Below are 16,648 nucleotides of genomic sequence, written 5' to 3' on the forward strand. Positions count from 1 at the left end.
CGTGGTGGGTACGAGCGGCGTTCCCACGACCGGCGGGACGAGCGTGGTGGGTACGAGCGGCGTTCCCACGACCGGCGTGACGAGCGTGGCTTCGACCGGCGGGACGACCGTTCCCACGACCGGCGGGAGGACCGTGGCTTCGACCGGCGGGACGACCGTCGCGGGTACGACCGTCGCGACTCCCGGCCGCGCCGTGACGACCGACCCCGCGGCCACGGGTACCGCGACCGGTTCGACCGCCGGGAGGAGCACGTCGACCACGAGGCCGAGCGCCTCGAGGCGGACACCTGGACCAAGGCGACCCGCACCCCCGTCAGCGACGGCCCGGTCCAGGTCGGCGAGGACAACGGCTTCGCCGTCCTCGGCCTGCCCGAGCGGCTGGTCGAGCGCCTCGCCCGGGACGGCATCACCGAGCCGTTCCCGATCCAGGCCGCCGCGATCCCGGACGCGCTCGCGGGCAAGGACGTGCTCGGCCGGGGCCGGACCGGCTCCGGCAAGACCCTCGCGTTCGGTCTGCCGACGATCACCCGCCTGCTCGAGGCGGGGGCGGACCGCGCCGCCCGCCGGCCGCACGCGCTCGTGCTCGTGCCGACCCGTGAGCTGGCCATGCAGGTGTCCGACGCCCTCGAGCCGCTCGTGCACGTCGCCGGTCTGCGTCACAAGCTGGTCGCCGGTGGGCTCAGCTACACCTCGCAGATCAACGCCCTGAACAAGGGCATCGACCTGCTCATCGCCACCCCGGGGCGCCTGAACGACCTGCTGGACCGGGGCGCCGTGGAGCTGGACGACGTCGCCATCGCGATCGTCGACGAGGCCGACCACATGGCCGAGATGGGCTTCCTGGCCGAGATCACCACGATCCTCGACCGCATCCCGGCCGGGGGACAGCGCCTGCTCTTCTCGGCGACCCTCGACCACGGCATCGACGGCCTGGTCGAGCGTTACCTGACCGACCCGGTCGTGCACTCGACCGACGACGCGACCGCTTCCGTGGAGACCATGGAGCACCTCGCCCTGCTGATCGACCCGGTCCACAAGAGGCCCATCACGGCCGAGCTGGCGAACCGGTCCGGCCGCACCCTCGTCTTCTGCCGCACCAAGCTGGGCGCCGACCGGGTGGCGCGCCAGCTGCGGGAGCAGGGCGTCATGGCCGCCGCGCTGCACGGCGGGCTGACCCAGGGTGCCCGCAACCGCGTCCTAGGGGCGTTCCGGCGCGGCACGCTCCCGGTCCTGGTCGCCACCGACGTCGCGGCCCGCGGCATCCACGTCGACGACGTGTCGCTGGTCCTGCAGACCGACCCGCCGGCCGACCACAAGGACTACCTGCACCGGTCCGGGCGCACCGCCCGCGCGGGTGAGCGGGGCACCGTCGTGACCCTCGTGCTGCCGCACCAGCGCCGCACGGTCGAGCGCCAGCTCGCCGAGGCGGGCGTCGAGACCACCCTGGTCAAGGCACGCCCCGGCGACGAGATCGTCGCCGCCACCGGCGCGAGCGAGCCCAGTGGCACACCGGTCGACGAGGCGGACTACCTGCGGCTGCTCGAGGGTCCGAAGAAGCGCCACCCGCACGGTGCCCGCGGCCCGCGCCAGCACCGGCCGAGCCGCGGTGACGGGCGTGGCGACCGGCGCCGGCCGCGCGAGCGCGGGCCGGTGGTCGACAGCTGGGGTCGGGACGCCACGGCCTGACCGGTCTGCGGGGGGTGGTGTGGAAGTCTTGGAACCGTGAGTCCGAGCTTCCACACCGGTCGCCTGCTCGTGGCCACGCCGTCCGTCGAGGGCGACGTGTTCCGCCGGTCGGTGATCCTCGTGCTGCACCACAGCGACGACGGTGCCCAGGGCGTGGTCCTGAACAAGCCGCTGACCGCTCCCGTCGACTCGGTCCTGCCGGGCTGGCAGCGGGTCGTCACCGCCCCGCCGGTCCTATTCCAGGGCGGCCCGGTCGCCACCTCCTCGGCCCTCGGCTTGGTCACCGTCCCGGGTGACGAGTCGGAGCCGATGGGGGTGCAACGCCTCTTCGGCTCGATCGGCCTGGTCGACCTCGACGTGCCGACCCCCGTCGTGGCGGCCGAGCTGGCCGGCATGCGGATCTTCGCCGGGTACGCCGGCTGGTCCGGAGGACAGCTCGAGATGGAGATCCGGCGCGGCGACTGGTACGTCGTCGACGCCGAGGTCCGCGACGCCTTCACCTCCGACCCCGCCGGCCTGTGGCGGGCGGTGCTGCGCCGCCAGCGCGACAGCCTCGCCTTCGTCGCGAGCTTCCCGGACGACCCCGCGATGAACTGATGGATGCCGCCCACTCGCCTCCCCGGGGCCGGCGACCCACCACCCGGGTGGCCCTCGTCGACTCGGGGGTCGGGCTGGTCGCCTACGCCGACGCGCTGCTCACGCTGCGCCCTGACCTGGGCCTGGTCCTCTCGATGGACCCGGACCACATGCCGTACGGCCCGCGGACCCCCGAGCAGGTGCGCCACCTGATCCTCGAGTCCGCCCGGGCGTGCCTGCCGTACGAGCCGGACGCGGTCGTGGTGGCCTGCAACACCGCGTCCGTGCACGGCCTGGAGGCGCTGCGCGCCGAGCTGGAGCCGCGGGTCCCGGTCATCGGCACCGTCCCGGCGATCCGGCCGGCAGCGCGCACCGGCGGTCCGCTGGCCGTGTGGGCCACCCGGGCCACGGCCGGCAGCGACTACCTGCGCGGTCTGATCGACGCCTTCGCGGCGGGCATCGAGACCCATGTCGTCACCGCGAACGGCCTCGCCGAGGCCATCGAGCGTGGGGACGTCGCGGGGGTGGGCGACTGCATCCGGGAGGCCGCAGCGGCGACCCCGCCGGTCCGGGCGCTGGTGCTCGGGTGCACCCACTACGGGCTCGTGGCCGACCGGATCGCCGCGGCGCTCGGGGACGTGGCGATCTTCGACTCGCCGGTGCCGGTGGCGCGCCAGACGCTGCGCCGGCTCGGCCTGACGCCCCACCCCGTTGCCTCGGGCACGGCGGCGGGCGGCGGGGTCGAGGTGGTCCTGCTGAGCGGCCGGCCCGGCCCGCTGCCGGAGGGGATGCTCGCCTACCCGGCGGGCCGGCGACTTGGCCGGGCCGCATCGTCCGCGCCACGCGCCCTCCCGTCGACCGGGCCCTGACCATCCGCCGAGCGGGCTGCGAGTGCCCGGCGAACGGGCAGCAGTGCTCGCACCGCCCCCGCCTCGGCGTTCTCGGACGGGTCCGCGGCGATGTCTACACTCGAGGAATGACCGAGACCCCGCTGGGCCTGCCGCCCGATCCCTTCCAGGCCGAGCCGCTGCCGCATCGCGCCACCACCGCGACGATCGAGCGCGAGCGGGTCCAGGAGGAGCTCTACGAGCCGGGCGACCACGAGCGCTTCTCGCACTACGTGCGCAAGGAGAAGATCCTGGAGAGCGCACTCTCCGGCGAGCCCGTGGTGGCGCTGTGCGGCAAGATCTGGGTCCCCAACCGCGACCCGCAGAAGTTCCCGGTGTGCCCGGTCTGCAAGGAGATCTACGACGGGCTGCGGGACCCGCAGGACGGCGGCGACGGCGAGTCCTGAGGGGCCGAGCCCAGCCGCAGCACAGCGGCATACCCGAGGGTCCATAGCACGCCGCAGCCCTGCCGCGCGGTAGGGCGGGCCCCGGGCACGTCGTCACGGACGAGGTATTACGGTGGGGACGCTATGAGCTCGGGCGCCGCCTTCCACCTCCCACCCGCCTTTCCCGGACGGGCCGCGTGGGGTACCGCCGGCAAGCTGCGGGCCTGGCAGCAGGCGGCGCTCGACCGGTACCTGGCCGCCGACCCGCGCGACTTCCTGGCCGTCGCGACGCCGGGTGCGGGCAAGACCACCTACGCGCTGCGCGTCGCCACCGAGCTGCTCTCCCGCGGGACCGTGCGCCGGGTGTCGGTGGTGGCCCCCACCGAGCACCTCAAGACGCAGTGGGCCGACGCTGCGGCCCGGGTCGGGATCAGCCTCGACCCGCGGTTCAGCAACTCCGTCGGCCGGCACAGCGAGGACTACCACGGCGTCGCCGTCACGTACGCGCAGGTCGCCGCGAACCCGGCCCTGCACCGCGGGCTGACCGCGGCCCGGCCGACCCTGGTCGTCCTCGACGAGATCCACCACGGCGGCGACAGCAAGAGCTGGGGGGACGGCATCCGGGAGGCCTTCGAGCCCGCCGCCCGGCGGCTGGCCCTGACCGGGACCCCGTTCCGCTCGGACAGCTCGCCGATCCCGTTCGTGCGCTACGAGCCGGACGCCGAGGGTGCGCTGGTCAGCGCGAGCGACCACACGTACGGCTATGCCGAGGCGCTGCGCGACGGGGTGGTGCGTCCGGTGCTCTTCCTGGCGTACGGCGGCACGATGCGCTGGCGCACCAGGATGGGCGATGAGGTCACGGCGGGCCTCGGCGAGCCGATGACCAGGGACATGGTCGCGCAGGCCTGGCGTACCGCGCTGGACCCGAAGGGGGAGTGGATCGCGGCCGTGCTCGCCGCGGCCGACACGCGGCTGGCCGAGGTGCGGCGGCGCGGGATGCCGGACGCGGGCGGGCTCGTCATCGCCGGCAACCAGGCCCAGGCACGGGCGTATGCCGCTCGCCTGCGGGCCCTCACCGGCGAGGCTCCCAGCGTGGTGCTGTCCGACGACGCCGGCGCGTCCGCCCGCATCGAGGCGTTCGCGGCGGGGACCTCGCGCTGGATGGTCGCGGTCCGGATGGTCTCCGAGGGTGTCGACGTGCCACGGCTGGCCGTCGGGGTCTATGCCACCTCGACCTCCACACCGCTCTTCTTCGCCCAGGCCGTCGGCCGCTTCGTGCGGGCCCGGCGGCGTGGCGAGACCGCCTCGGTCTTCCTGCCCTCCGTGCCGGTCATCCTCGACCACGCGGCGCGGCTCGAGGAACAGCGCGACCACGTCCTGGGCCGCCCGCCGGACCCGCAGGACGTGGCCTCGATGTGGGCGCAGGAGCAGGCGCTGCTCGACGAGGCCAACCGGCCGGCCCGGCCGGTCGGGCTCGACGAGCTCGCCTTCGAGGCCCTCGAGTCCGAGGCCGAGTTCGACCACGTGCTGTTCGACAAGCAGCAGTGGGGCCTGCACGCCGAGGTCGGGTCCCAGGACGAGCAGGAGTACCTCGGCCTGCCCGGTCTGCTCGAGCCCGACCAGGTCGAGACCCTCCTGCGCGAGCGGCAGCGCCGGCAGGCGCGTCGCGCCCCCGGGGAGGCGGCCCCGGTGGCCGCCCACCGGGCCCTGGCCGCCAGGCGCAAGGAGCTGAACCGGCTCGTGTCGGCCTATGCCCGGCAGCAGGGCTGCACCCATGCGACGGTGCACCTGGACCTGCGACGCGCCTGCGGAGGTCCGGATCTCGCCACGGCGACCACCGAGCAGGTGGTGGCCCGGATCGAGACGGTCCGCGCCTGGCTGGTCGGGCGGCGCTGACGCCGGTCGGGCCTTGCCCGGCGGCGGCTTGCGGCCGGCGGCCTCCGGGCACCGACCGGACGGGGGTGAGGGTCAGCGGCGCGGCCGCGGGTCGTCGGCGCGCTCGGTGCCGGCGGGGGATGCGGAGGCCTCGTCGAGGAGGCGCTCGACGAGCGGGACGGTGCGGTGGCCGATCCGGGTCTCCAGGGCGATCGCGGTCGAGGCGCGCGTGACGTGGGTGTCGTCGATGACCCGGTCGAGGACCCGCTGCAGGTCGCCGTTGTCGCGACCCACGATCCGGATGAGCAGGTCGCCCGACCCGGTGATCGTGTGCGCCTCGAGGACCTCCGGGATCGCCGCCAGGTGCTCGATGACCGGCTCGTGGCCCTTGCCCTGCCGGATCTCGAGGGTGCAGAACGCGGTGACCGGGAAGCCCAGCGAGGCTGGGTCGACCTGGGGTGCCATGGACGGGAGGACGCCGCGGGCCTGGAGCCGGTCGAGTCGCGCCTGCACCGTCCCGCGGGCCACGCCGAGCCGCCGGGAGGCGCCGAGCACACCGATGCCCGGTTCGCGCAGGATGAGCAGCAGGATGCGGCAGTCGAGCTCGTCCACCGAGCCGGGAGGATGGGGCATGGGCACAGCGTCCAGCATCGGGCGGCATACGGACAACACGGCGTGCCCGGGGCGCCACCGACGCCTCGAAGCGGTACGGGAGGGGGCCCGCGACATGGCAGAGTTGGACGCATGAGCCAACAGCCGTCCGGTTGGTACGACGACCCGACCGACCCCGACCTCCTGCGCTACTGGGACGGGGTGACCTGGACCACGCACACCGCGCCGAAGCGGTCACCGACGGCGTCACAGTCGACGATCGGGCTGCCCCAGCAGACGCAGCAGCCGACCACCCCGATGCCGTCCGGCAGCGGGTGGCAGGACCGGCCGGGGCAGGGACCGGGCGGCCAGTACCCGTACGGTCGGCAGACGACCCAGTCCGGCTACCAACAGGCGCCGCACCCGGCGTGGATGCGCACCGGCCCGACGACGGCCGACGGGGTGCCGCTGGCCTCGTGGGGGCGCCGAGTCGGCGGGTGGGTGATCGACGTGATCCTGATCCTGATCGTCTCGGGCATCCTGGTCAACGTCTTCGTGCCGGGCTACGCGCAGATGGTCGAGGAGGTCACCAAGGCGATCGAGAGCAACGACACGAGCTCGATGAGCACGGTCGTGGCCGAGAGCACCAGCGTGGCGTTCGCCGTCGCGCTGCTGACCTACCTCGTCGCGAGCGTCTACGCCATCGCCTGCTGGGTCACGACGGCGCAGACCCTCGGCAAGCTGGTGATGCGGATCAGCGTCCGACGGGTGGACCGGCCCGGTCCGCTCGACCTCGGCACCGCGATCCGGCGACGCCTGCTGGAGCTGCTCTCGGTGATCCCGGGCGTGAGCGGCTTCTACTCCATCGTGCTGCTGCTCGACGGGCTGTGGCCGCTGTGGGACGAGCGGCGCCAGACCCTGCACGACAAGATCGCCAACACCCAGGTCGTCATGGGCAAGCAGCCCCGGAGGCCGCGCTGACCGTCCGCCCGGGTCGGGGTGACGTCAGGGCAGGAGGCCGAGAGTGGCGAGCTCGTCGAGCGGCTCGATCACGCCGCAGCACCCGTAGGAGGTGAAGCGCGAGCGCAGCCTCGCGACCTGTTCCGCGCCGAGGGCGGCAAGGCGCTCGACGAGTGGCCCGGGCCGGGTCCGGCCCAGCGTGTCGGCGAGGACGGGCACCTTGGCGCCCTCCGCCGCCTCGTGGGTGGCCAGCAGCACGTTGACCAGCCCGTGCATCGGCCGGCCCTTGTACTCGCCGCGGACCGCGTGGTGCAGGCCACCGGTCAGCTTGAACGCCAGGCCGCGCTGGGCCGCCCCGGCGAGGAACCCGGCCAGCACCGGTTCGTCGGGCCACGGCCAGGCGGGCGTGGCGCCGGTACGGAACTTCGCGATGACCGCGGCGCCCTGCTCGACGGTGGCGGCGATCTCGTCGAGGCCGTGTCGCTGCTCGTCCCCGAGGCGGACCTCGACCACGAGCGGGAGCCCGAGAGTACGGGCCTGGCGCCAGCTCGGGTTCCAGCCGAGCTCTGCGCCGGTCAGGCGGACGCTGCGTTCGTCGCGCAGCAGGTCGACGCCGTCGAAGAGCGGCTCCACCGGGCTGTCCGGGCGCACGACGAGCCCGACCGCCAGGGGCTCCGCCGCGGCGCGCTCGTCTTTGGCGGCCAGCCGGGCCAGCTCGCCCGCCGAAGTGGCGGGCACCATCAGCGGGCCCACGCAGGCCGCGAACGGGTGGGCACGGAGCGCCAGGTGCGCGTCGACGGCCACGTCGAGCGGCGCCAGCCCGGGCGGGAAGACCGCGGCGTCGTCGACCAGGCCGACGAGCAGGGCCGGCGCGTGCGGCGGGGCGGCGCCTGACATGACAGGCAGGCTACTCCCAATTCCGCAGGGCTCTCGGTCTGCCGGACGCTCAGCCCGCCTCCGCCACGACAGGCGTGCCCTCGAGTGCGACACCGGCCTGCTCGAGCTGGCCCAGCGCGGCGTCGGTCGTCGCCCGCGCGACCCCGGCGGTGAGTGCGAGCAGCACCCGCGTGTCGAAGCCCTCGCGCTGCGCGTCCAGGGCGGTGGCCCGTACGCAGTGGTCGGTCGCGATGCCGACGACGTCGACCCGGCCGACGCCGTGCGCGTGCAGCCACGCGGCGAGCGTGGAGCCGGCCGCGTCGTCGCCGCGCCCCTCGAACCCGCTGTAGGCGGCGGCATACTGCCCCTTGCGGAAGACCGCCTCCACGTGGCCGAGCGCCGGGGTCAGGTTCGGGTGGAAGCCGGCGCCCGGGCTGTCGGCCACGCAGTGCACCGGCCAGCTCGTGACGTAGTCCGGCGTGGGCGAGAAGTGCTCGCCCGGGTCGATGTGCCAGTCCGCGGTCGCCACCACGTGGTCGTAGCCGTCGCCGTGCCGCTGCACCAGCCCGGCGATGGCGCCCGCCACGTCGGCGCCGCCGGCGACCGCGAGCGAGCCGCCCTCGCAGAAGTCGTTCTGGACGTCGACGATGACCAGGGCGGTGCTGCCCGACCCGGTGTCCTGCGTGTTCACTCGTACTCCTCGTAGACCGTGGGGATGACCGGCTCACCCCGGGAGAGCTGCATCGCCGCCGGGGGCAGCTCCGCGAGTGCGGCGGCGTGCCGGTCGCGGGCCGCCGCGAGCTCCTCCGCTCCCACGATCTCACCATCGCGCACGAGCCGGGTCATCAGCGGCCGGTCGTCGCCGGCGCTGCTCGGGGCCGCCCCGACCCCGATCACCTCGGCGGTCGCCATGCCGCGCTCGTTGCGCCGCCGCGCGGCCCACTTGCGCCCGCCGACCGACTTCTTGTCCTTGCTCTTCTTGGCGACCGCCTCGAGCTCGCCGGCGGCGTTCTGCCGGGCGACCAGCTTGTAGACCATGGACGCCGTCGGCGCCCGGGACCCGGTCACGAGGGCCGTCCCGACGCCGTAGCCGCTCACCGGCGCCACGGCGAGGGCCGCGATGGCGAACTCGTCCAGGTCGGAGGTCACGATGATCCGGGTGTCCCGGTTGCCGGCCGCGTCGAGCTGGGCGCGCACCTCCTTGGCCTGGCTGAGCAGGTCGCCGGAGTCGAGCCGCACCGCGCCCAGCTGCGGGCCGGCCACCTCCATGGCGAGCTCGACCGCCCGGCGCACGTCGTACGTGTCGACCAGCAGCGTCGTCCCCTTGCCGAGCGACTCGACCTGAGCCGTGAAGGCGGCCCGCTCCGAGTCGTAGAGCAGCGTGAACGCGTGCGCGGCGGTGCCGGTGGTCGGGACGCCGTGGCGACGTCCCGCCTCCAGGTTGCTCGTCGCGGTGAACCCGGCGATGTATGCCGCTCGCGCCGCGGCCACGGCCGCCTCCTCGTGCGTGCGGCGGGATCCCATCTCGATGCAGGGTCGGTCGCCCGCCGCGGACGTCATGCGCGAGGCGGCCGACGCGATGGCAGTGTCGTGGTTGAGGATCGACAGGACCAGGGTCTCGAGCACGACCCCCTCGGCGAAGCCCGACTCGACGACGAGGACCGGCGAGCCGGGGAAGTAGCACTCGCCCTCGCCGTAGCCGCTGACCTGCCCGGTGAACCGGTAGGCGGACAGGAACTCGATCGTGGTGTCGTCGACGATCCGGCGGTCCGCCAGGAAGCGCAGCTCGTCGTCGCCGAAGCGGAAGTCGGCGAGGGCGTCGAGCAGCCGCCCGGTCCCCCCGACCACTCCGTAGCGCCGACCGTCGGGCAGGCGACGGGCGAAGGCCTCGAACACGCAGCGTCGGTGGGCCGCACCCGACTCGAGGGCCGCCTGGACCATGGTCAGCTCGTAGTGGTCGGTCAGCAGCGCGGTGCTCGGCGAGGAGTTTCTGGTCACGCTCCTCACCCTATTGGCGGGGCCTAGGGTGGATCCGTGCGCGTGCTATCCGACCTCACGACCACGGCGTCGCTCGCGCCGGTGGAGGAGGAGGTCGTGGAGACCGGTGGGCTCGTGGCCCCCGACCTGCCCTGGGTGACGATCGTCTGGAACGACCCGGTGAACCTCATGTCGTACGTCACCTGGGTGTTCGAGACCTACTTCGGCTATGCCCGCGCCAAGTCCGAGCGGCTGATGCTCGACGTGCACGAGAAGGGACGGGCCGTGGTGTCGAACGGGCCGCGCGAGTCCATGGAGCGCGACGCGGAGGCGCTGCAGGGCTACGGGCTGTGGGCGACCTTCGAGAAGGACCAGTGATGGCGCGTGCCTTCGTGCGTGACGGGGCGCGCTTCGTGGCCGTCCTCGACGAGACCGAGCGGGTCGTCCTGGCGGGTCTCATGCAGCAGACCCGGATGCTGCTGGCTCCCGAGGTGGAGCCGACCGGCGACGAGTGGGGCGACCTCGTCGCCTCGCTCGGGGCCTCCCTCAAGGGCGACCGGGCCGGCGGGGCCGACGACGAGCGCGACCCGGCCCTGGACCGTCTCCTGCCGGTCGGCCATCGTGGCGACGATGCCATCGCCGTGGAGTTCCGGCGGCTGACCGAGGAGGGCCTGCGGCAACGCAAGAGCGGCAACCTCGACGTCGCCGTCGAGCGCCTGCGGTCGGCGCGCCGCGGCCGGGTGGTGCTCGACCAGGCCGCCGCGACCGCGTTCGTGATGGCGCTCACCGACGTCCGGCTGCTGCTCGGCGAGCGGCTCGGCCTGCACACCGAGCAGGACGCCGACGCCCTCTACGCCTCCCTCGACGAGCTCGACGAGCTCGACGAGGACGATCCCACCGGGTATGCCGTCGCCTGGTACGACTTCCTCACCTGGCTGCAGGAGACGCTCACCACCGCCCTGATGGGGGAGACCGGTCCGGGAGTGTGACGCAGGTGACGACCCGCCGCGGCCCGGCGCCGCCTTGCCAGCGCCTAGCCTCGTGCCCGTGGACCTGACCATCGTCGGCTGCTCCGGCTCGTTCGCCGGGCCGGAGTCACCGGCCTCCAGCTACCTCGTGCAGTCCGAGCACGAGGGTCGCACCTGGCGCATCGTGCTCGACCTGGGCAACGGTGCCCTCGGTGCGCTTCAGCGGCACGTGCACCCCTGTGCCGTCGACGCGGTCCTGCTCAGCCATCTGCACGTCGACCACTACGTCGACCTGTGCGGCCTCTACGTGATGATGAAGTACCTCCCCGGCGGGCCGGGCCGGGAGGTGATGCCGGTCTGGGGGCCGGCCGGGTCCGGGGCGCACCTGGCGCAGGTCTACGGCAGCGCCGACGTCGAGGACGTGTTCGGCATGTTCGCGTTCCACGAGCTGTCCGACGGGGCCGCCTTCCGCATCGGCCCGTTCACCGTCACCGCCCGGCGGGTGCGCCACCCGGTCGAGGCCTACGGCTTCCGGGTGGCGGCCGACGGCGCGATCCTCGCCTACACGGGCGACACCGACCTCTGCCCGGCCCTCACGCCGCTGCTGGCCGGGGCCGACCTCGTGCTGGCCGACGCGGCCTTCGTCGAGGGGCGCGACACGGTGGCCGGCATCCACCTCACCGGCCGCAGGGCGGCCGAGGCGGCCGTGCGGGCCGGCGGCGTACGGCGTCTCATGCTCACCCACATGCCGCCCTGGAACGACCCGGAGCAGTGCCGCCAGCAGGCGGAGCAGGTGTGGTCCGGGCCGGTCGAGGTCGCCAAGCCGGGAGCGACCTACGGGCTCTGACGGCGGCGGTTAGCCTTGCCGCCATGACTGTGCGACACGACGGACGGGCCCCCGACGAGACCCGCGAGGTCCGGATCAGCCGACACTGGCTCGACCACGCCGAGGGGAGCGTGCTGGTCGAGTTCGGTCGCACCCGGGTGCTGTGTGCCGCCTCGTTCACCGAGGGCGTGCCGCGCTGGCTCAAGGGCAAGGGCGCCGGCTGGGTCACCGCCGAGTACGCGATGCTGCCCCGCGCGACCAACACCCGCTCGGACCGGGAGAGCGTCAAGGGCCGCATCGGCGGGCGCACCCACGAGATCTCCCGCCTCATCGGCCGGAGCCTGCGCGCCGTCATCGACACCAAGGCCCTGGGCGAGAACACCATCGTGCTCGACTGCGACGTGCTGCAGGCCGACGGCGGCACGCGCACGGCCGCCATCACCGGTGCGTGGGTCGCCCTCGCCGACGCCGTCGAGTACGCCCGCGCGCACGGCCTCATCGGCCGGCAGGCCCAGCCCCTGACCGGCTCCGTGGCGGCCGTCTCGGTCGGCATGCTCGACGGCCGTGCGGTCCTCGACCTGGACTACCCGGAGGACTCGACCGCCCAGACCGACATGAACGTCGTGATGACCGGCGACGGCCGCTTCGTCGAGGTGCAGGGCACGGCCGAGGGCGAGCCGTTCGACCGGGTCCAGCTCGGCGGGCTGCTCGACCTGGCCGCGAAGGGCTGCGCCGACCTGACCGCGCGACAGCAGGCCGCCCTGGCCACCGGGACCGCCGCGCCGGGGAGCGGTGACGAGGTGCCGGGCGAGGTCGCAGGGTGAGCACGGACCACGGCGCGGAGCCGGCCCGCGTCGTGCTGGCCACCCACAACCGGCACAAGCTCGTGGAGCTGCGCCAGATCCTCGCCGGCACCTGCGCCCGGGTGGGCGTCGAGATCGTCGGGCTCGACGGGTTCCCCGACGCCCCGGAGGTCGTCGAGGACGGCACGACCTTCGCCGAGAACGCGTTGCTCAAGGCCCGCGCCGCAGCCGGCGCCACCGGGCTGCCGGCCCTGGCCGACGACTCCGGGCTCGCCGTCGAGATCCTCGGCGGCTGCCCGGGGATCTTCAGCGCCCGTTGGTCCGGCCGTGGCGGCGACCGCGCGAACCTCGAGCTGCTGCTCGACCAGCTGCGCGACGTGCGCGACGAGCACCGTGCCGCCGCCTTCGTCTGCGCCGCCGCCCTGGCCCTGCCGGACGGGCGCTCGGTCGTCGAGCTCGGGCGCCTGCCCGGCAGCGTGGCCCGCGCGCCGCGGGGCGACGGAGGGTTCGGCTACGACCCGGTCTTAGTGCCCGCCGGCCAGCCGGCGGGCCGGGCGCGGACCCTCGCCGAGTACAGCGCCGTGGAGAAGAATGGGATCTCGCACCGCTTCCTCGCCTTCCGCGCGCTCGCGCCCCACCTCAAGGAGCTGCTGACCAGATGACCGACGGCGGCCCCGCGGGGGCGGTCGACAGCGCCGGGCCGACCCGACCGCCGGTGCTGTCGGCCGTAGACGGGATCGTCGCCGGCCTGCTGACCACCGGCATCGCCACGCTGCTGGCGGCCCTGATGACCGTGGTCGGTGCGACCGACGGGCAGCCGTCGCCGGTCGCGGCCGTCGCCGGGGCGTTCATCGACCGGACCCCGCCCTGGCTGAAGGACCTGGCCGTCAGCACGTTCGGCACGCACGACAAGCTGGCCCTCCTCGTCGGCGTGATCGTCGTACTGACCGTGACCTGCGCGGTCGTGGGGGTGCTGCTCGCGTGGCGGGCCCGGGTGGCCCTCACGGTGTTCGCCGTGGTCGGCGGGATCGGCCTCGCGGCCGTGCTCAGCCGGCCCGGCGCGTCACCGACCGACGCGGTCCCGACCGTCGCGGGGGTGCTTGCCGGGCTGTGGTACCTGGCCCGGGGCACCCAGCCGACGCCTCCGGCCGTCACGGCGAACCCGACCCGGCGCCTCGTGCTCGGCACGATCGCCGGTGGGACGGCGGCATACATCGGCTCCTCCGTCGGTGGACATGCCGCCCGCGCCACCGCCTCCCGGACCGCCGCCAACCACCCGCTGCGCCTGCACAACCACCTGGTGATCCCCGCCGGGGCCGACCTGCACGTGCCGGGGGTGGCGCCGTTCGTCGTGCCGAACGACGCGTTCTACCGGGTCGACACGGCCTTCGTCGTGCCCCGGATCGACGCCGACTCGTGGCGGCTGCGAGTGACCGGCATGGTGGAGCGCGAGGTCGAGGTCGACTGGGCCACCCTGCAGGAGCAGGAGATGACCGAGGCACTCGTCACCCTGACGTGCGTGTCCAACGAGGTCGGGGGAGACCTCGTCGGCAACGCCACGTGGACCGGTTGGCCGGTCCGTGACCTGCTCGCGATGGCGCGGCCGCGGGCCGGCGCGGACATGGTCCTGCAGACCAGCGCCGACGGCTGGAGCTGCGGTACGCCGCTGAACGCCCTGACCGACGGGCGCAACGCGCTGCTCGCCGTGCGGATGAACGGCCGGCCGCTGCCCTTCGAGCACGGCTTCCCCGTGCGGGTCGTCGTGCCCGGCCTCTACGGCTACGTGTCCGCGTGCAAGTGGGTCACCGAGCTGAAGGTGACCACCTTCGCCGCCGACGAGGGCTACTGGACCCCGCGGGGCTGGGCGGCGAGGGGACCGGTCAAGACCGAGTCCCGCATCGACGTGCCCCGGACCGGCTCGAGCGTCGCCGCCGGCCGGGTCGTGATCGCCGGGGTCGCCTGGGCCCAGCACCGGGGGATCGCCGGGGTCGAGGTGCAGGTCGACGACGACCCCTGGCGGGCGGCGCGACTTGCTGCCGACGTGAGCACCGACGCGTGGCGGCAGTGGCTGCTCGAGTGGGACGCGCCGCGAGGCAGCCACACGATCCGGGTGCGGGCCACCGACGGCACCGGTCGCCAGCAGACCGCGACGACCGCACCGCCCGCACCGGACGGGGCCAGCGGCTGGCACACGGTCACCGTGCGGGTGCAGTGACGGCGGGCGTCTCCTGGGCGGGCGGGTCGCGGCGGCGACTGGTGCAGCAACTACAGTGGTGGCCGCGCGGACGTGGTGGAACTGGCAGACACGCAGGATTTAGGTTCCTGTGCCTCGTGCGTGCGGGTTCAAGTCCCGCCGTCCGCACTCGACGTCCGGGTGTACGCCCACGGCCGGTGCCGGTGACGCCGAGGTCGACGAAGTCAAGGCCACGAAGGAGAGAACGATGAGCGACCGTCTCGAGCCCGGCGACAAGGCCCCCCCGTTCAGCCTGCCGGACGACACCGGGGCCACCGTCTCGCTCGCCGACTTCGCCGGCCGCAAGGTCATCGTCTACTTCTACCCGGCGGCGATGACGCCGGGGTGCACGACCCAGGCCTGCGACTTCAGCGACTCGCTGGAGTCCCTCCGGCGCGACGGCTACGAGGTCGTCGGCATCTCGAAGGACGCTCCCGCGAAGCTCGCGAAGTTCCGGGAGCGAGACCACCTGACGATCTCGCTGCTGTCCGACGAGGACCTCACCGTACATCAGGCGTACGGGGTCTACGGGCCGAAGAAGCTGTACGGCAAGACCGCGCTGGGGGTGCTCCGGTCGACCTTCGTGGTCGATGCGGACGGGGTGCTGACCCACGCGTTCTACAACGTCAAGGCCACCGGCCATGTCGCCAAGCTGCGCCGCGACCTCGGCCTGACGGCCTGAGCCGGAGCGGCCGATAGAGTCGGGGCAGCCGTCGAAAGGAAGCGACATGAGCCAGGCCGCGATGTCCCCCAGCGCCATCGAGAAGGAGATCGACGCGGCGCGGGGGCGTCTCGAGTCCACCGTCAACGAGCTGGCCTACCGCGCCCAGCCCAGGGTGATCGTGCAGAAGCAGGTGGCGGACCTGAAGCAGCGGCTGGCCGAGGTGACGCACACCCCCGAAGGCGACCTTCGGGTCGGACGGGTCGCGGCTGCCGTGGCCGTCGGGATCGCACTGCTCGCCCTCGCCGTGCGCCGGCACCGCCGCGGTTGACCACGGTGGCGGAGCGGTCCGCGGCAGCGACCTCCCGGCTGCCGATCCGGATGCTGCACGACCGGGTCCTCGTCTCCCTCGAGGCCGAGGGGGAGCGCCGCTCCGGCGGGGGGATCCTCATCCCGGCGACGGCCACGGTCGGCAAGCGGCTGGCCTGGGCCGCAGTCGTCGCCGTCGGCCCGAACGTGCGGCAGGTCGAGGTCGGGGACCGCGTCCTGTTCGACCCCGAGGAGCGCCTCGAGGTCGAGGTGCAGTCGAAGGGCTATGCCCTGCTGCGCGAGCGCGACATCCATGCAGTCGCGACCTCGCGCATCGAGGACGACCAGACCGGGCTCTACCTCTGATCGCCGCTCGCACCATACGGACCCGGGCAGGCGAAGTGCGCCGCCAGGGACTCGAACCCCGAACCCAGTGATTAAGAGTCACTTGCTCTGCCAATTGAGCTAGCGGCGCAACGAGATGAAACGTTATCAGGGCCCTTCCGGCACCGACAAATCCGCACTCGGACAAGGGTCAGCCGCGGGTCACCCGCTTGCGGTGGTGGTCGCGGATCAGCAGCAGCACCCCGCCCAGCATGAGCACGATGAAGCCGACCAGGCCCCCGATGTGCTCGCCGTCGGTGACCTGCGTCGCCTGCCCCTGGGGCGTCTTCGTGACGGGCATGGGGTTGCCGCTCTCTGTGGCCGACAGGTCGGTCGGCTGCGGGGCCGGCCGCAGCGCCGTGAGCAGCACGGCGTGACGGTCGCTGGGGGAGGGGGCTGCGACGGCTGCGGGGACGAGCGACAGGACGACGGCGACGGCGAGCAGGCCGATCACAACGGCCACCACCGCGCGCTGGGCCCACCTGTTCCCGGACGACACCGGGTCATTGTGTCGCAGCCCGCTGTCCGTCCCCGGTCGGACGCGCGATGGGGGCCGGAGTTCGTGGCCGGGACCGGCCCGGACGGGGTCGCCACCGGATGCGGAGTGCTCGACGCCCGAGGGGTGGCCGGAGGCGCGAACACCTGGGGTG

The 16,648-nt window shown here is 73.9% G+C and carries 20 protein-coding genes and 2 tRNA genes; 16 read left to right on the forward strand and 6 right to left on the reverse strand.

Annotation, left to right across the window (positions count from 1 at the left end; all coding sequences use genetic code 11):
- The 5 genes from WMI84_RS10910 to WMI84_RS10930 form a co-directional block, all read left to right on the forward strand.
- Positions 1-1,686 (forward strand): DEAD/DEAH box helicase (locus tag WMI84_RS10910; RefSeq protein WP_347353043.1); only part of this gene is annotated, 1,686 nt, incomplete at its 5' end.
- Positions 1,687-1,722: 36 nt separating this feature from the next.
- Positions 1,723-2,283: a YqgE/AlgH family protein gene (locus tag WMI84_RS10915; RefSeq protein ID WP_347353045.1), complete on the forward strand. Its 561-nt coding sequence runs from the start codon at positions 1,723-1,725 to the stop codon at positions 2,281-2,283.
- On the forward strand, positions 2,283-3,131 hold the full coding sequence (locus tag WMI84_RS10920) for an aspartate/glutamate racemase family protein (RefSeq protein ID WP_347353047.1): 849 nt from the start codon (positions 2,283-2,285) through the stop codon (positions 3,129-3,131). The genes WMI84_RS10915 and WMI84_RS10920 overlap by 1 nt, the downstream gene beginning before the upstream one ends.
- Before the next feature lie 107 nt (positions 3,132-3,238).
- Positions 3,239-3,556 (forward strand): DUF3039 domain-containing protein, encoded by a 318-nt coding sequence (locus WMI84_RS10925; protein WP_347353049.1) that lies wholly within the window; start codon positions 3,239-3,241, stop codon positions 3,554-3,556.
- Between the two features lie 123 nt (positions 3,557-3,679).
- Positions 3,680-5,431 (forward strand): DEAD/DEAH box helicase, encoded by a 1,752-nt coding sequence (locus tag WMI84_RS10930; protein ID WP_347353051.1) that lies wholly within the window; start codon positions 3,680-3,682, stop codon positions 5,429-5,431.
- A 72-nt stretch (positions 5,432-5,503) separates the two neighbouring features.
- Here the strand turns inward: WMI84_RS10930 and WMI84_RS10935 are convergent, their stop codons facing one another.
- A complete protein-coding gene (locus tag WMI84_RS10935; protein ID WP_347353053.1) occupies positions 5,504-6,043 on the reverse strand; it encodes an Lrp/AsnC family transcriptional regulator in 540 nt (179 codons plus the stop codon).
- A gap of 111 nt (positions 6,044-6,154) precedes the next feature.
- On the opposite strand from WMI84_RS10935, the gene WMI84_RS10940 reads away from it, so the two are divergent.
- A complete protein-coding gene (locus WMI84_RS10940; RefSeq protein WP_347353055.1) occupies positions 6,155-6,982 on the forward strand; it encodes an RDD family protein in 828 nt (275 codons plus the stop codon).
- Between the two features lie 24 nt (positions 6,983-7,006).
- Here the strand turns inward: WMI84_RS10940 and WMI84_RS10945 are convergent, their stop codons facing one another.
- The 3 genes from WMI84_RS10945 to WMI84_RS10955 are packed head-to-tail and all read right to left on the reverse strand — an operon-like array spanning position 7,007 to position 9,835.
- A complete protein-coding gene (locus WMI84_RS10945) occupies positions 7,007-7,858 on the reverse strand; it encodes a hypothetical protein (protein WP_347353057.1) in 852 nt (283 codons plus the stop codon).
- A gap of 49 nt (positions 7,859-7,907) precedes the next feature.
- Positions 7,908-8,528 carry an isochorismatase family protein gene (locus WMI84_RS10950; RefSeq protein ID WP_347353059.1) on the reverse strand — a complete coding sequence of 207 codons (621 nt, stop codon included), beginning with the start codon at positions 8,526-8,528 and terminating at the stop codon, positions 7,908-7,910.
- Positions 8,525-9,835: a nicotinate phosphoribosyltransferase gene (locus WMI84_RS10955; RefSeq protein WP_347353061.1), complete on the reverse strand. Its 1,311-nt coding sequence runs from the start codon at positions 9,833-9,835 to the stop codon at positions 8,525-8,527. The genes WMI84_RS10950 and WMI84_RS10955 overlap by 4 nt, the downstream gene beginning before the upstream one ends.
- Before the next feature lie 81 nt (positions 9,836-9,916).
- Between WMI84_RS10955 and clpS the strand changes: the two genes are divergently transcribed.
- The 10 genes from clpS to WMI84_RS11005 all read left to right on the forward strand — a co-directional run bounded on the left by clpS (position 9,917) and on the right by WMI84_RS11005 (position 15,980).
- Positions 9,917-10,192, forward strand: a complete 276-nt coding sequence (clpS, locus tag WMI84_RS10960) for an ATP-dependent Clp protease adapter ClpS (protein WP_347353078.1) — start codon at positions 9,917-9,919, stop codon at positions 10,190-10,192.
- Positions 10,192-10,803, forward strand: coding sequence for a DUF2017 family protein (locus tag WMI84_RS10965; protein ID WP_347353063.1), 612 nt, complete (start codon positions 10,192-10,194; stop codon positions 10,801-10,803). Before clpS ends, WMI84_RS10965 begins: the two co-directional genes overlap by 1 nt.
- Positions 10,804-10,861: 58 nt before the next feature.
- Complete coding sequence (locus WMI84_RS10970) at positions 10,862-11,629, forward strand: MBL fold metallo-hydrolase (protein ID WP_347353065.1); 768 nt, start codon at positions 10,862-10,864, stop codon at positions 11,627-11,629.
- A gap of 23 nt (positions 11,630-11,652) precedes the next feature.
- Positions 11,653-12,432: a ribonuclease PH gene (gene rph, locus WMI84_RS10975; protein ID WP_347353066.1), complete on the forward strand. Its 780-nt coding sequence runs from the start codon at positions 11,653-11,655 to the stop codon at positions 12,430-12,432.
- Positions 12,429-13,073, forward strand: coding sequence for a non-canonical purine NTP pyrophosphatase (locus WMI84_RS10980; protein WP_347353068.1), 645 nt, complete (start codon positions 12,429-12,431; stop codon positions 13,071-13,073). Before rph ends, WMI84_RS10980 begins: the two co-directional genes overlap by 4 nt.
- Positions 13,070-14,626: a molybdopterin-dependent oxidoreductase gene (locus WMI84_RS10985; protein WP_347353070.1), complete on the forward strand. Its 1,557-nt coding sequence runs from the start codon at positions 13,070-13,072 to the stop codon at positions 14,624-14,626. Before WMI84_RS10980 ends, WMI84_RS10985 begins: the two co-directional genes overlap by 4 nt.
- Positions 14,627-14,692: 66 nt before the next feature.
- Positions 14,693-14,773, forward strand: a tRNA-Leu gene (locus WMI84_RS10990).
- 79 nt (positions 14,774-14,852) lie between these two features.
- Positions 14,853-15,326 carry a thioredoxin-dependent thiol peroxidase gene (gene bcp, locus WMI84_RS10995; protein WP_347353072.1) on the forward strand — a complete coding sequence of 158 codons (474 nt, stop codon included), beginning with the start codon at positions 14,853-14,855 and terminating at the stop codon, positions 15,324-15,326.
- Between the two features lie 46 nt (positions 15,327-15,372).
- Positions 15,373-15,636 carry a DUF3618 domain-containing protein gene (locus WMI84_RS11000; RefSeq protein WP_347353074.1) on the forward strand — a complete coding sequence of 88 codons (264 nt, stop codon included), beginning with the start codon at positions 15,373-15,375 and terminating at the stop codon, positions 15,634-15,636.
- A 50-nt stretch (positions 15,637-15,686) separates the two neighbouring features.
- Positions 15,687-15,980: a co-chaperone GroES gene (locus WMI84_RS11005; protein WP_347353080.1), complete on the forward strand. Its 294-nt coding sequence runs from the start codon at positions 15,687-15,689 to the stop codon at positions 15,978-15,980.
- A 36-nt stretch (positions 15,981-16,016) separates the two neighbouring features.
- Here WMI84_RS11005 and WMI84_RS11010 read toward each other — a convergent pair.
- Both WMI84_RS11010 and WMI84_RS11015 read right to left on the reverse strand, forming a co-directional pair.
- A tRNA-Lys gene (locus WMI84_RS11010) sits at positions 16,017-16,089 on the reverse strand.
- A 60-nt stretch (positions 16,090-16,149) separates the two neighbouring features.
- Positions 16,150-16,497 (reverse strand): hypothetical protein, encoded by a 348-nt coding sequence (locus tag WMI84_RS11015; RefSeq protein WP_347353076.1) that lies wholly within the window; start codon positions 16,495-16,497, stop codon positions 16,150-16,152.
- Positions 16,498-16,648: the final 151 nt, after the last annotated feature.

Source organism: Intrasporangium sp. (genome assembly GCF_039812505.1).
In the GTDB taxonomy this organism is placed as follows: Bacteria; Actinomycetota; Actinomycetes; order Actinomycetales; family Dermatophilaceae; genus Intrasporangium_A.